We start from the raw sequence: 13,766 nt of genomic DNA on the forward strand, positions 1-13,766 counted from the left end.
ATGGATCCCGGTCGCCAGGCACAAGCCCAGCGTCGTCAGCAGGGCCTTCACGGTGCAGCCCCGGCGCGCCGGATTCGGATGGATGCTTTCATGGCAGGTTCCTTTCGTGGTTGTGAAGTCAGCGTATGCGTAGCCATGTTAGGGCTGGCCGTATAACGCGAAAGTGACGTCAAAATTACGTTTGCGTAATGAAGACCGGCGGCCGGCGATCGCTGCCGATCGCGGCACCTGCTTGCATCAACGGGGAAGGGGATGAGGAGCGGCGCCGGCCATGCGTCTGCCACCCCGGTGCGCTACGGCGCTTCCTTTGCGCGAGCGCCGGAAGCCGTGTTCACAAGCGTCAGTCCAATGTGGTTGTAGCCACCCTCGCTGCGCACGAACGTGGTTCCGCCGTGCATGATCGCGACGGCGCGCACGATCGCCAGGCCCAGCCCGAAGCGGTCCCCGTACTTCACCCGTGCGCTGTCGCCGCGCCAGAAGCGGTCGAACATGCGGCGTTGGACATCTTCGGGAATCGGACTGCCCGGGTTGACGACGGCTATCCGTGCGCCTTCCGGCGTTGGCGTCAGCCTTACCGCAATCGTCGCCGCGGCGTCGGCATGGCGTGCGCCATTGGTCAGCAAATTGACGATCGCCCGGCATACCAGCGGGGCGTTCGCCATGACGTCGGCATCGCCCTCGATGGCGATGACCTGGCGCTTTTCCGCGAACACGGCTTCCACGAAGTCTGCCACCCGCCGTGTTTCTTCGCGCAGCGAACAGGGCTTGACGTTGTCCGCCATGGCGCCGCGGTCGGCGCGCGCCAGGAACAGCATGTCGTTGACCATGCCGGCCAACGAGCGCAGTTCTTCCAGGTGGCTCTCGAGCGTTTCGCGCAGCTCGGGCAGGGGGCGGTCGCGCGACAGCGCCACCTCGGCCCCGCTGATCATGATCGCCAGCGGCGTGCGCAGTTCGTGCGCCACGTCGGCGCTGAAGCCATCGAGCTGCTGCCAGGCCTGCTCCATACGGTCCAGGACTTCGTTGAAACGCTGCGCCAGCGGCAGCAGTTCGGTGCTTGCCGCGGACAGCGTCAGGCGGCGCGACATCGCGTCCGGCGTGATGCGGGCGGCGTCGGCCGACAGGGCATGGATCGGCCGCAGGCCGTGGCGTGCGGCAGCGAATACCAGCACCACGGTCAACAGCACCCCGGCGATACAGATGACGATGCTGGAATGGTCGTAGCGCTCCAGCATGACGACGCGCGGACGCGGGTCCATGCCGATGTAGACGCGCGTGTCGGGAAATACCGGATTGTCTTCGAGCAGGTAGCTGATGCCGCGCAGTGTCACGCCGTCCTGCCGCGTGATGCGGATGCGTTCCGGACCGGCGGCGGCGACCGGCGGGAAGGCCTCGCCATAGATCACCTTTCCGGCACTGTCGACCAGCCAGACGTTCCAGCGATAACGCCCGCCGATACCCGCGGCATCGAGGTGGCGCTTCAGCAAAGGCAGGTCGTCCTTGCTCTTGACCTCGTCGGTGAATTTGCGCACGACGCTGACCTTGGTGCGGAGGTCGGCTTCCTCGTCCAGTTGCAGGATGTGCACGAAGTCCTTGTGCAGCAAATAGATGGTCGTGGAGAACACGACCACGGCAACCGCGGCCACCATCAAGCCGATGCGCAGCGACAGCGACCGTGTGGAAGGCAGCAAGGTGGTCAAGGCTGTTCCAGCACGTAACCCATGCCGCGCACGGTCTTGAGCAGCTTGGTCTCGAAGGGATCGTCGAGTTTGGTGCGCAGGCGGCGGATTGCCACCTCGACCACGTTGGTATCGCTGTCGAAATTCATGTCCCACACCTGCTCGGCGAGGACGGTGCGCGACAGCACCTCGCCCTGGCGTCGCATCAGCAGGCTCAGAAGCAGGAATTCCTTGGCGGTCAGGTCGAGGAGCTTGCCTGCGCGCAGCGCTTTGCGGCGGATCAGGTCCAACTCGACGTCGCCGACCACGATCCGGCTTGCGGCCAGGCTGCTCGCACTGCGGATGCCGCGCCGCTGCAGCGCGGTCAGGCGCGCCAGCAGCTCGCTGAAGGCGAAGGGCTTCACGAGATAGTCATCGGCGCCTTCGCGCAGGCCGGACACACGGTCTTCCACGCTGTCGCGCGCGGTCAGCATGAGGACCGCCGTGTCCTTGCTGTTTTTGCTGTCCTTGATCGCCTTGAGCACGCCAAAGCCGTCGATGCCGGGTAGCATGATGTCGAGCACGACAAGGTCGTAGTCGCCGTTGACCGCCAGGTGCGCGCCATCGATGCCGTCGTGTGCGACGTCGACCACGTGGCCGTTCTCCGTCAAGCCTTTCTGCACATAGTTCGCCAGTTTCGGCTCGTCTTCGACAACCAGGATTCGCATGTCAGCTCCATTATCAGGGCGGGCCACCTGGCCCAATTCTATCCCGGCACTGTAACCAACCGAAGCTGACGATAGACGGACAAGCACATTACGGTTCGGTTATCTTTCAGACCGAACACGGTACCTGGTCCAGAGGCGCTCATACCTCAAAAACGTTCGGCCAGTGCCGCAGCGAAGAATTCAGTCACATGGCGCACGCGCGCCGGAATGAATTTCCGGTTCGGCCAGATCAGGCTCACATCACGCGTTTCACCGACGAACTCGTCCAGTACGGTCATGATGTCCGGCTGGCGCAGGCCATCCACCAGCGACGCCCTGTAGAACATGCCGATGCCGACACCCGCCTTGACCGCCGAAAGAATCGTTTCGACGGTATTCGAAGACAGGTTGCCATGCACCGCGACGCTGAATTTTCCCTGCGGGCCGACAAACGGCCAGTCGGACATGTTGTTGAATACAAGGCAGTTGTGGTGGACGAGTTCTTCCGGCGTCTCGGGAATGCCGTGCCGTTCGAAGTACAGCCGCGATCCGGCGCAGACCAGCGAGGTGCTGCTGACCTTCTTGACCACGGCATCGGGCTTTTGCAGCGGACTCACCCTGATCGCCAGGTCGACGCCTTCCGCAAGCAGATCCTGGACGCTGTCGGACAGCTGCAGATCGAGTTCCAGCTTCGGGTGCAGCGCCAACAGCCGCGGCAGCAGGGGCAGGACGTGCAGCCGGCCGAAGGTCGAGGATGCGGCGACCCGCACCAGACCGGCGACTTCGGCCCTGCTGCTGGCGAGTTCCCCATCCACCTGCGCCATTTCGTCGAGCAGGGGCCTCATGCGCTCGTAGTACCTGCGTCCCTGGTCGGTCAGCGTGACACTGCGTGTGCTCCTGTTAAGCAGTTGCACGCCCAGGCGCCTTTCAAGCGCACCCACGGCTTTGCTGATCGCCGACTGCGAATCGCCGGTTCGCCTTGCGGCAGCGGAAAAGCCGCCCGCTTCCACGACGGCGGCAAAGGCGGTCACTTCCTGGAATCTGTCCATCGCGTCTCCATCGCCACAACATGGGGTTCCACACGCTTACCTCATTTATTCCATTTTGGAATAGTATAAATCCTGGTTCTGCGGATTATCATCAGAATCGGCGCCAATTACGATCAATGTGCCGTCGCGTTCATGCATCACCCCAGCGACGGGCCCCCAAGGGCGGTGACCCACACATTGATGGAAGGAGCACAACCATGAGCGCAGCATTCAATCAACCGGCTGTATCGGCCTCGACCTCACCGAGCCTCTCGGGCAAGAAGGTCGTCGTTGTCGGCGGAAAAACCGGTATCGGCCTGGGCGTGGCACGTGCCGCGCTGGCGGCAGGCGCGTCGGTGCTGGTCGCCAGCCGGCGTGTCGCCTCGATCCAGGATCGTCCGGACCTGGCCGGCTTCGAGCAGGTCGGCCTGGACATGCGCGACGAGGGCAGCGTCAGGGCGGCGTTCGAGGCCATCGGCGCGTTCGATCATCTGGTCGTCACGGCTGCGCCCGATCTCGGCACCTGGGGCAACTTCATGGACGACGACATGGGTGGCGCCCGCAGCTACCTGGAAGGCAAGTTCCTGGGCAGCTGGGCCTGCGCACGCCATGCCGCGCCCTATCTGAAGGAAAACGGGTCGATCACCTTCCTGTCCGGCGGCCTGGCAGTCCGCCCGAAAATCGGCTATGCCGCCGTGACATCGGCATTCGTGGCCGTGGAAGCATTGGCGAAGTCGCTCGCGCTCGAGTTGGCGCCGACCCGTGTGAACACGATACGTCCCGGCTTTGTCGATACGGATATGTGGAGCTTCCTGCCCGGCGACGCACGCGAGTGTCTGAAAGACAAGGTGAAGGAAACCTTCCCTGCGCGGCGCGCGGGCACGGCGCAGGACATCGGCCATGCGGCATGGTTCCTGATGACCAACCCGTATGTCACCGGTACGACCATCGAAGTCTCCGGTGGCGAAAACCTGGTTCCCAGCGTTTCATGACCCGGGCCACCGGATTGTCTTCCACGGCCTTGGAGACTTGCACCCGGCACCTTTACGGGCAGTTACCGATGACATAGTAGCCGGCCGCCGTCTGCGCCAGCGTCGCCGTGTAGAAGAGATTGTCCAGTCCCATGTTCTGGTTGGAGCCGTTCGCCAGCGCATAGCCGCCGCTGTCGTGGGCACGTCCTGCCTGCACGTGGGCGTAATTGCTCGACGTGGTCGCCGTGCACGCAAAACCGGACGCCGTGCTGCCGGTCACCGCGGCCGAGCGTGCGCTTTCGACGCCGCCGTTGCCGACGGCCGAGACCTGGTAGCTGTAGCTGGTGGCCGCCGCCAGCCCGGCATCCGTATAGCCGGTCGAGGCGACCGCCGCCGCGTTCACCTTCGCCCCATTACGATAGACGTTGTAACCGGTGGCGCCGTTCGACGCGTTCCAGGTGAGGGTGATGCTAGCGGCGCTCGACCCGGCGACCGCCAGCCCTGCCGGGGCTTGCAGCGCCGGCGCGGTGCCGACCAGGAACTGCGCGATCGTGCAGGCGTTCGAGGTCAGCCCGGTCGTGCTGTCGGTGGCGCTGACGCTGCCGCTGTAATAGCCGTCGGCGCGCGCCGCATAGGCCTTGCTGAAGTTGGGGCCGCTGCCGGCCGCGGCGTCGTCCACCGGTGTCGGCCCGTTCAGCACGACGCGATAGCTGCCGATGGCGCCGCCGCTCGCCACTCCGCTGACGGTCACTGTCGAACCCGAGACGCTGGCGCTGCACGAGGCCATCACCGGCGCCGCCGCCCGCGCCACGCGCAGGTTGTTGGCGAACCAGAAATTGGTCACGAAGGCCGGGTAGTTGACCTTGGTGGCGTCGACGTAGTTGCCGTTCTGGCCCCCCGTGCCGGCCGGCCAGGCGTGGCCCATCCCCGTCACCGTCATTTCCGAGGTGCGCACCTTGCCATTGGCATCCGTGTAGGGGATATTGCTGCCGCCCGTCGGCACGCTGGCGGCCGCGCCTTTCGTGAAGCTGCCGCCGTAGGCGACACGCATCGCCGCCGCATCGAGCGGGCCGTATCCCTGCGCCACCGTATAGTCATTGGTGCCCCAGACGACGCCGGCAACCTGGGTGGCGAAGGCGGGCGCATTGGTGCCGGCCAGGTTCTTGCACTTGTTGCCGGCGCTGGTGGCGGTGGTCCCGGACGGCACGCTGCCGATTTGCGCCGTCGTCACGCCCAGGGCCGGACCGGCGTTGATACCGATGCCGGCAAAGATGTCGGGCGCCAGGCAACCCAGCACCATGGTCTCGGCGCCGCCCGAGGATAGGCCGGCCACATACACCTGGTTCGGATCGATCGCGTACTGCGGGTTGCTGACGAAACGGTTGACCAGGTCGAGCAGCACGCCCGAGTGGCCGGTCGTGCGGCTGTGGGTGGACCTGGCCCAGTCCCAGCAGTGCGTGCCGTACAGGTTGCCGGTGGCGTTCGGCGCCAGGATCACGGCGCCGTACTGGTCGGCCACGGCTTTCCAGTTGTAGCCTTTGTCGCTCGTGCCGTCGATGACGTCGCCGGCCGCGGTCTGCGCACAGCCGTGCAGCACCAGTACCAGCGCGCGCTTGCCGGCGAGTGCGGGCGCCGTCGATGGCCAGTAGTAGTAGCCGCTCAGGGCGCCGCCGTTGACGCTGTCGGTGGCCCAGGTCTGGTTGCCGCTCCAGGTGCCGGGGCCGGCCTGCACCTGGGCCTGGGCACCGATCCAGGGGGCGAGCATGAAGAACAGGACAAGCAGGCGCGCTGCCCGTGAAAAGGAAAACGCCATCGAAGCCTCCATTGCGCGGTAGCCGTGCGGGTAACTCGGGCGAGCGCAGACGCGGCGAGCGTTGGGCGCCCGCACCGGGGATCGGTGTCGGAAGAGCGAAGGCAGCCGTGTCAGGATGCGGGCGGGAACATGGGCATGGCGGGTCTCCGGTTATCGGTCTTATCGCGATGGGAATCGCCGAATCATTCTAGACCTGGGAGAGTCGGGCGCAAGGCGCGTCCGAGCATGCTGCTTGTGCGAATTTGCACACCGTCGCATTTACGCAAACAGGGGCGGGCCGCTCTTGCCCAGACGGTCCCGCATGCCGGGGTCGCGCCGCTAGGTATCGTTTCCATTCACGAAGGCCTCGAGCAGCCGGTTGAATTCCGCCGGATGCGTGACATTCATGCCATGCGACGCGCCTGCGAGGGTGCGTTTCTCGACACGTCCGATCCACTCGGCAAGCCTCTCGACGTTGTCGCGGTACATGCGCGGGCTCTTGCCTCCCGCGACCAGCAGCGTCCTGCATGTCACGCCATCCGCCGCCGCACGGGTATAGGCAGGCAAGGGATCGCGGAACTGCTTCGGCAGCGTGGCCGCGTTGTCGATCGCCATCGAGCGGAAACCGGAGGGACTCTTGCGCCAGATGCCCGGCATGCTGACCGAGTCGACGAACATTTCCAGGCCCGCCTCGACCGCGCCGCCGTCGATCAGCTCGGCAACTTGCGCGCGCAGGGCAGTGGTCGCCGGCGGCAGCGCCGCTTCCGGCGCATCATCGATCTGCAGCGGGCCGCCGGGATCGGCGAGCGTCAGCGTCTTCACGAGGTAGGGATACTCGCGCGCCAGCTGGAATGCAACGCAGCCGCCGCGCGAGTGGCCGACGAGGTGCACCGGGCCGATGTCCATCACCGTGATGAACTCGGCGAGTTCGGCGACGTGCGTGCTCCAGCTGAACGGCCCCGGGATCGAGCAATCGTCCGAAGGCCAGTAGTGGCCGAGGCTGACCGACACGCAGTGAAAGTCTTTCGACAGGACGGCCATCTGGCCGTTCCAGTAGCGGTAGTCGCACAGCGATCCGTGAACGAATACCAGCGGTTCTCCGGATCCGCGCGTCACATAGGGCATGCGGCTGCCGGAAGGCAGGGTGGCAAAGTACACCTCGGGCACTGCCAAAACGTGCTGATCGGTTCGTGCATTCATGGTCGGACTCCTTTTTTGCTACTATGCACCACAGCAAGGTCCAAGAAAATCGCATAATATTGATCGTATCAATCAGATTTTCTGAGACTTATGAAATCGCTCGATCTCGACGTCCTGGCCATGATGGTGGCCGTGGCCGACACCGGTAACATCAGCCGCGCGGCCGAGGTCGTGCATCGCTCGCAATCGGCGGTGAGCATGCAGATCAAGACATTGGAAACGGCCATCGGCAAGCCGCTCTTCGTGCGCAAGCCGCGCAGCGTCACGCCGACGCAGGATGGCGAGGTCCTGCTGACCTTCGCCCGGCGCATGCTCGCGCTGCGCGAGGAAGCCTGGGCCGCGGTGGTACGGCCGGACGTGACGGGGCGCGTCAGTATCGGCGTGCCCGACGACTATGCCTCTTCATTGCTGCCGGCGATCCTCAAGAAGTTTTCCGCGACCTATCCGAAGGTCGAGATCCAGGTCGTGGGCCTGCCGAGCGTGGCGCTGGCGCCCATGGTGAAGGACGGCTCGGTCGACCTGGTGTGCGCGACGCGTGTCAAAGGACTGTCGGGGGAGTTCGTCCGCTTCGAACCGATGGTCTGGGCTGCCGCGCCGAGCGAGCGCGAACTCTGGAAAGAAAAACCGCTGCCGATTGCCGTGTTTCTGCCTGGTAGCGTCGCGCGGGAAAACGCGATCCGCAGTCTCGAGCGGGCGAAGATCCCGTATCGCACGTCTTACGAAAGCCCGAGTCTGATGGGGCTGCTCAGCATGGTCGAAGCAGGACTGGCGGTGGCGCCGCTGGCACGCTGTGCCGTGCCGGCTCACCTGTCCCTGCTTGGACAGGCACAGGGGCTGCCTGAAATCGCGCCGCTGGAGGTCATCCTCGCGCGCAGCTCGACATCGAAGCGGCCGCCATGCGACTTCCTGGCCGAGAAGATCATGGCGGAGCTGCGCCGCTAGGACTTCACCGCCCCCATCCCGCCCGATGGCTGGTAGCTGTAATACAGCCCGACCGAGTCGTGCCGCTGCTGCGTTTCCAGTACGGTCGGGAAGGAAAAGCGGCGGCGTGAGGTGAGGTACCTGAGCGTGAGCGCATGCGGGCCGGCCACCCGGTAGCTGACCGAGGCATCGCCGCGCAGCACCCGGTCGGTACCGGCGGTTTCGGGGCTGGCGACACGGCCGTCGAAGAAGGCGCGTGCGCGCAGGTCGAACGACAGCCTGTCGCCGAGGATCAGGCGCAGGCCCAGCGCGCTCTGCGGCGCGAAGCCATAGTTGTATTGTCCGGCCGAGCTGGCGCGTATCGTGCCGGTCGAGGTATAGCCGACGCCCGCCGATGCATGGCCCTGCAGCGCCAGCCCGTCGGCCAGCCACCATTGCAGGTTGCTACCCAGCGAAACGCCGGTGCTCGCGATCCGGAACAGCTGCGGCGACAGGTAGTCGTAGCTGCCGTACAGCCCGGCGATGCCGTGCAGCTTGTTGCCGGGCGAGTAGGGCGCACCGTACAGCAGGCCGCGCGAGCTCAGGCTTTCCAGGCCGTTCACGCTCGACACGCGGGCACTGAAGGCGAAGTAGTCGAACGGCTTGTGGTAGGTATAGCCCTCTTTGCCGGGCAAGCCATATTCGAGCGCGAAATCGGCCGCCACTTCCCTGCGCTTGGTCGCCAGCGACGGGCCGGCGTTGCTGTTCGACGGGTTGCTGACACCCAGTTGCAGGCGCCCGAAGGTGGCCGGGGTGGCGCCGGCCCACAGCGCAGCGGCGCGCCGGCTCCTCCCGCTCTGGCGGTTGAAGCCCATCCCCGGCGACACGATCGCGGCGCCGGTCTCGCGCAACAGCGGCTTCGATCCGTCGCCGCCGTCCAGCACCAGGCTCGCCATCCGGTACAGGGCTTCGCCCAGGAAGCTGCCGCCGAAGCTGGTCGTGATCTGGTCGTTGCGCGAAGGCGGCGTCGTCTCGCCGGCGATTTCCCAGACCGCGCTGCCGGCGAAGGCATAGCCGAGCGATTCCCAGAACGTCAGTCCGTTGCTGCGCGCGAGGTTGTAGTACACCGAACCCTGGTACGGGTGGCCCAGCTGGTTGATTTCGAAGGGGTCGCGGTCTTCGACCCAGCTGCTGTGCAGGTTGCGCCGGATCGACCCCATGGTGACGCGATAGTCGTCCGGCTTCACGAAGGCGTGGTCGATGCGGTTCAGCGCGATCTGGAAGGCGGCGATTTCCAGCGCGGCCGCCCCGTAGCTCTTGTAGGGACGCGCATCGTCCTTGAGCAGCGGCCCCGGTGCGGCCGGCGACGCCGGTTCGCGCAGCGGGTCCCGGTTCTGGTCCTGTTCCTGAGCCTGGTCTTTGGCCGCTGCGGACGCCGCCGCAGTATCGGTGAACCAGCTTTCGGCAAACGGGGTGTCGGCGGGCGCGCCGGGTGCTGCATGGGCGGCGCCGGCGGCCAGTGCCAGCAGCAGCGCCTGCACAGGCCGGCGCAGCTTGAATGTGTAGTGTGAAGCGTTCATCTCTATTCCAGGTCGACTCGATGCGATCATGCTGTGTCCAGGCTTTGCTGCTCGCTCACCGGGAGGACTCCCGGGACGAGTGTTAGCATAAATATAATGGCTCGCAAGAAATGTCGTCGCACGAATTGCATGATGGAATGGACATGCGGGATTGCGCGCCTCGCCAAGGTGAAACGTTATCGGTTTATTCGGCGCGAATCTTGATCATTCGGGGCAAAGTGCTCCATCCGTTACAGTGGCGCCACGGTCTGCAGCCACGCCCGGTAACGTTGCGCCAGGCGCGCACCGCGCAGCTGGTCGAGTACCAGCGTGAAGGCAGGACTGTAGGCCGCCAGCGCGCCCGCACCCGCTGCCAGCGCATGCAGCCGGCGCCGTACCAGCGCCATGCGCGCCAGGCTGACCAGTGCCTTGTCCTTCCAGTCGACGGCGGGCATGGCGGCCGCCGGTTCACGGCCGGCCTGCCATGCGCACGGCAGGTCCGGCACCGCCGCCAGCGCGGTCGCGATGCCGACGATGGCGACGCCGGCTTGCAGCGCCTGCTCGGCGACCGGGCGGCGCGCGATGCCGCCGGTGGTCATCAGGGGCATGGTCGCCACCTGTGCGAGGGCGCGCGCGAACTCCAGGAAATAGGCTTCGCGCGCCAGCGTGCGGCCGTCGGCGGTGCGGCCCTGCATGGCCGGGCTCTCGTAGCTGCCGCCCGAGAGTTCGACCAGGTCGACCTGCTCGGCATTCAGCATCGCCAGTACCTCCCTGGCGTCGTTTTCGGAAAAGCCGCCGCGCTGGAAGTCGGCCGAATTCAGCTTGACGCCGACGCAGAAGGCCGGCGCGACGCGCGCCCGCACCGCGCGCACGACGTCCAGCAGCAGGCGCGCCCGCCGGGCCAGGCTGCCGCCCCAGGCGTCATCGCGGCGGTTGGTCAGCGGCGACAGGAATTGCGAGAGCAGGTAGCCGTGCGCCGCATGGATCTGCACACCCGTGAAGCCGGCCTGCTCGGCCGCGTGCGCGGTGGCCGCGAAGCGTTCGATCACCTCGGCGATGTCGGCCTCGCTCATCGCCCGCGGCTGCGCGAACATCTTGCTGTGCTTGCCCATGTCCAGCGCCACCGCCGACGGGGCCCAGGCCAGGCCGCCCATGTTGGCCATGACCTGGCGGCCGGGGTGGCTGATCTGCATCCAGGCCTGGGCGCCGCCTGCGCGCGCCGCCCGTGCCCACGCCTTGAACGGGTCGAGCGGCGTATCCGCTTCCAGCGCGATGGTGCCGGGGCCGGTCAGCGCGCGGCGGTCGACCATCACGTTGCCGGTGATGAGCAGGCCGGCACCGCCCTCGGCCCAGCGCCGGTACAAGCGGACGATGCGCGGGCCCGGCAATTGCCCGGCGTCGGCCAGGGTTTCTTCCATGGCGGCCTTGGCCAGGCGGTTGGAGACGATGGCGCCGTTCGGCAGGGTCAGGGGCGTGAAAAGCATGGGGAGGATTCCTGGGTTCGATCGAGATGCGTTATCCTAAGCTTGAAGTCAACTTCAAGGTCAAGTCTCCATGAACATGAAAATCGGCGAACTGGCGCAGCGCGCCGGCATCCCGCCATCGACCATCCGTTATTACGAAAAAGAAGGCTTGCTGCCCAAGGTGCAGCGTGGCGCCAACGGCTACCGGGTCTACCAGGCCAGTGCGCTGGAGCGGCTGGACCTCATCCAGCTGGGCCAGAAGCTGGGCTTTTCGCTGGAGACGATCCGCAGCGTGGCCGCCTTGCACGGCGCCGCATTGAAGGATGCGCTGCTCGGCCAACTGGACGCGCGGCTGCAGGAGATCGACCGCCTGCGCGCGATCCTCGACGAGCAGCGCCACGCGGTCGCCGGCGCCAGGGACAAGGTGCGGCAATCCCTGGCCGACGGCGAGTGCCGGGTGCAGGCGGCGTGGACCACGGGCGCATGCGCCGGGCGCGCCTGAAGCGCCGCCGGCCGAACTGTTGCGCCGGCACGATCGTTTAGAATAACCCGATGACGAAAGCAAGCAGATCGAAGACCGTTCCCGGCAAGGCCGAGGAAGACGGCACCCGTGCCCGCATCCTGAATGTCGCCCTCCGTGAGTTCTCCCGGCTCGGCTTGAGCGGCGCCCGCATCGATGCGATCGCGGCGGAAAGTGGGCTCAACAAGGCGATGATCTATTATCACTTCGGCAGCAAGGAGGACTTGTACGTCGCCGCGCTGGAAGAAAGCTACCGCCGCTTCCGCGACATCGAAGGCGGGCTGCATATCGACGAGACGCTGGCGCCGCTGGATGCCCTGCGCAAGCTGGTCGGGGCCAGTTTCGATTTCCATGCGGCGCATCCGGAATTCGTCCGGATGGTGATGAACGAGAACATCAACCACGGCGACTACATCGGCAAGATCCCGGCGCTGCGCGAGATCAACCGCTCGGCCATCGTCCTGCTGGAGCGGCTGTGCCGGCGCGGCGTCGCCGACGGGGTGTTCCGCGCCGATGTCGATCCAATCGACCTGCACATGTCGATCAGCGCGCTGTCGTTCTACAACGTCTCCAACCGGCATACCTTCAGCTTCATCTTCGACCGCGACCTCGGCGCCGCCGAGGTGCACGCGGCGCGCCGCGACGCCGTGATCGACACGATCCTGCGCTACGTACGCGTCCCCTGAGCGGCGCGCACGCACAGCTGCGTCAGAACGCGATTCTCAGCTGGGTGCCGAGCGCCAGCGCGTTGCGGGTCGCGCGGTAGCCGAAGGCGCCCGGATCGACCACGTACTGGACGTCGGCGCGCACGCCCAGCCAGCGCCGCGGCTGCACGCCGTAGCTCAGTTCGACCACGGTTTCGCCGGCAGGGCGTGCCGCATAGCCGCCGGCGTCGGGATCGGCGGCGGCGGCTTCGCGCAGGCGTGGATTGACCTGCGCCTGCACCACGCCCAGCGCCAGCGTATCGGCATCGCGGCCGGCAAAGGTGCCGGTCTTGACCAGGCCGGCCGCATACCAGCGCGTGATCTGCGCCGACGCCTTGGGGTTGGCCGTGAACTGGCCGAACACGGCGAGGCCGCGGCCGCGTGCCTGGCGCAGGATCGTCTGGTCGGCCAGCAGGTAGATGCCGTAGCGGCCGTCCACCGTGCCGGTCTCGCCCTGGCGCTTGGCGCGCGCCGTGTCGTAGAACACGCCGAGCTTGTAGTGGCCGGGGAGCGCCGCATCCTGCGGCGCGGAACCCGGCGCGTATTCCAGCTCCAGCGGCAGCATCATGCCGGCCGTGCCGGCGGCGAATGGCCGGAAGGCGTTGTCCCGGTCGCCGAGGTGCGGATTGTCCTGGTACACGCCGGTGCGCAGCAGCAGGTCGGGGCGGAGCCGGTAGCGCACGGCCGCGCCCCAGCGCGCATTCGGGTAGTTGTACCAGCCGCTGTTGCCCGACATCGACAGCGGGTGGGCGCAGAACGCCGCATTCACCAGCTGGCAGCCCAGGATCATGCCGCCCAGGTCATTGCCCATCGCGAAAAAGCCGAGACGGAGGTTGAGCCGGCCGGCCAGCAGGTTCTGTTCGATGCTGGCCTCGCTCAGGCGCGTGTACGGACCGCCGTAGACTTCCTGCACCGGCAGCCGGTTGCCGATGTAGTCGGCCGACACGCCGGCGCCGCGCCGGTCGTTGACGGTGAAGTGCAGGGTGGTGCCGGACCAGCCGGCGATGCGCGCCATGTCGAGATCGGCGCCCAGGCGCAGCTGCTGGGCATAGGTGCTGCCGCGGGCGCGCCCGCCGCTGACGTTGGCGAAGGTCTCGGAGACGTAGTCGCCGCGGAAGTTGACGCCGGCATCCAGATAGCGGCTGCGGGCGCCGCCCCAGTCGCCGCTCAGGGTGGCGTCATCGGCATGCGCGGCCGCCGGGGCCAGCGCCACCGCGGCCAGCAGGAAGGCGCGGCATGCATTCTCATGTTTCATACGAAGGCGCAT

At 66.5% G+C, this 13,766-nt stretch carries 12 protein-coding genes; 4 read left to right on the forward strand and 8 right to left on the reverse strand.

Annotated features, from left to right (window positions below):
* Window positions 1–293 precede the first annotated feature (293 nt).
* From FBX97_RS18005 to FBX97_RS18015, 3 genes are all read right to left on the reverse strand, one after another.
* Complete coding sequence (locus tag FBX97_RS18005; protein WP_141834171.1) at window positions 294–1,697, reverse strand: heavy metal sensor histidine kinase; 1,404 nt, start codon at window positions 1,695–1,697, stop codon at window positions 294–296.
* Window positions 1,694–2,383 (reverse strand): heavy metal response regulator transcription factor, encoded by a 690-nt coding sequence (locus tag FBX97_RS18010; RefSeq protein WP_141834174.1) that lies wholly within the window; start codon window positions 2,381–2,383, stop codon window positions 1,694–1,696. Before FBX97_RS18010 ends, FBX97_RS18005 begins: the two co-directional genes overlap by 4 nt.
* Before the next feature lie 146 nt (window positions 2,384–2,529).
* On the reverse strand, window positions 2,530–3,411 hold the full coding sequence (locus tag FBX97_RS18015) for a LysR family transcriptional regulator (protein ID WP_141834177.1): 882 nt from the start codon (window positions 3,409–3,411) through the stop codon (window positions 2,530–2,532).
* Between the two features lie 197 nt (window positions 3,412–3,608).
* Between FBX97_RS18015 and FBX97_RS18020 the strand changes: the two genes are divergently transcribed.
* Entirely contained in the window at window positions 3,609–4,382 is a 774-nt protein-coding gene (locus FBX97_RS18020) for an SDR family oxidoreductase (RefSeq protein WP_141834180.1), read from the forward strand.
* Between the two features lie 52 nt (window positions 4,383–4,434).
* On the opposite strand, the gene FBX97_RS18025 is transcribed toward FBX97_RS18020, so the two are convergent.
* Both FBX97_RS18025 and FBX97_RS18030 read right to left on the reverse strand, forming a co-directional pair.
* On the reverse strand, window positions 4,435–6,126 hold the full coding sequence (locus FBX97_RS18025) for a PHB depolymerase family esterase (RefSeq protein ID WP_255517537.1): 1,692 nt from the start codon (window positions 6,124–6,126) through the stop codon (window positions 4,435–4,437).
* A 366-nt stretch (window positions 6,127–6,492) separates the two neighbouring features.
* Window positions 6,493–7,353, reverse strand: coding sequence for an alpha/beta fold hydrolase (locus FBX97_RS18030; RefSeq protein WP_141834185.1), 861 nt, complete (start codon window positions 7,351–7,353; stop codon window positions 6,493–6,495).
* A 90-nt stretch (window positions 7,354–7,443) separates the two neighbouring features.
* On the opposite strand from FBX97_RS18030, the gene FBX97_RS18035 reads away from it, so the two are divergent.
* Window positions 7,444–8,295 carry a LysR substrate-binding domain-containing protein gene (locus FBX97_RS18035; protein WP_185748631.1) on the forward strand — a complete coding sequence of 284 codons (852 nt, stop codon included), beginning with the start codon at window positions 7,444–7,446 and terminating at the stop codon, window positions 8,293–8,295.
* Here the strand turns inward: FBX97_RS18035 and FBX97_RS18040 are convergent.
* Together FBX97_RS18040 and FBX97_RS18045 are read right to left on the reverse strand one after the other, a co-directional pair.
* Window positions 8,292–9,833 carry a DUF3943 domain-containing protein gene (locus FBX97_RS18040; RefSeq protein ID WP_185748632.1) on the reverse strand — a complete coding sequence of 514 codons (1,542 nt, stop codon included), beginning with the start codon at window positions 9,831–9,833 and terminating at the stop codon, window positions 8,292–8,294. The two genes, FBX97_RS18035 and FBX97_RS18040, sit on opposite strands and share 4 nt — an antisense overlap.
* Window positions 9,834–10,063: 230 nt before the next feature.
* Window positions 10,064–11,296, reverse strand: coding sequence for an NADH:flavin oxidoreductase/NADH oxidase family protein (locus FBX97_RS18045; protein ID WP_141834191.1), 1,233 nt, complete (start codon window positions 11,294–11,296; stop codon window positions 10,064–10,066).
* 70 nt (window positions 11,297–11,366) lie between these two features.
* Here FBX97_RS18045 and FBX97_RS18050 point away from each other — a divergent pair, with 70 nt between their 5' ends.
* Together FBX97_RS18050 and FBX97_RS18055 are read left to right on the forward strand one after the other, a co-directional pair.
* Complete coding sequence (locus FBX97_RS18050; RefSeq protein ID WP_255517512.1) at window positions 11,367–11,777, forward strand: MerR family transcriptional regulator; 411 nt, start codon at window positions 11,367–11,369, stop codon at window positions 11,775–11,777.
* 50 nt (window positions 11,778–11,827) lie between these two features.
* The gene (locus FBX97_RS18055; protein ID WP_141834194.1) at window positions 11,828–12,481 is read left to right on the forward strand and encodes a TetR family transcriptional regulator; all 654 of its coding nucleotides are present in this window, start codon (window positions 11,828–11,830) and stop codon (window positions 12,479–12,481) included.
* A 22-nt stretch (window positions 12,482–12,503) separates the two neighbouring features.
* On the opposite strand, the gene FBX97_RS18060 is transcribed toward FBX97_RS18055, so the two are convergent.
* The gene (locus tag FBX97_RS18060) at window positions 12,504–13,754 is read right to left on the reverse strand and encodes a carbohydrate porin (RefSeq protein WP_255517513.1); all 1,251 of its coding nucleotides are present in this window, start codon (window positions 13,752–13,754) and stop codon (window positions 12,504–12,506) included.
* Between the last annotated feature and the right edge of the window lie 12 nt (window positions 13,755–13,766).

It is taken from the genome of Herbaspirillum sp. SJZ107, from assembly GCF_006715485.1.
Taxonomy (GTDB): domain Bacteria; phylum Pseudomonadota; class Gammaproteobacteria; order Burkholderiales; family Burkholderiaceae_D; genus Telluria.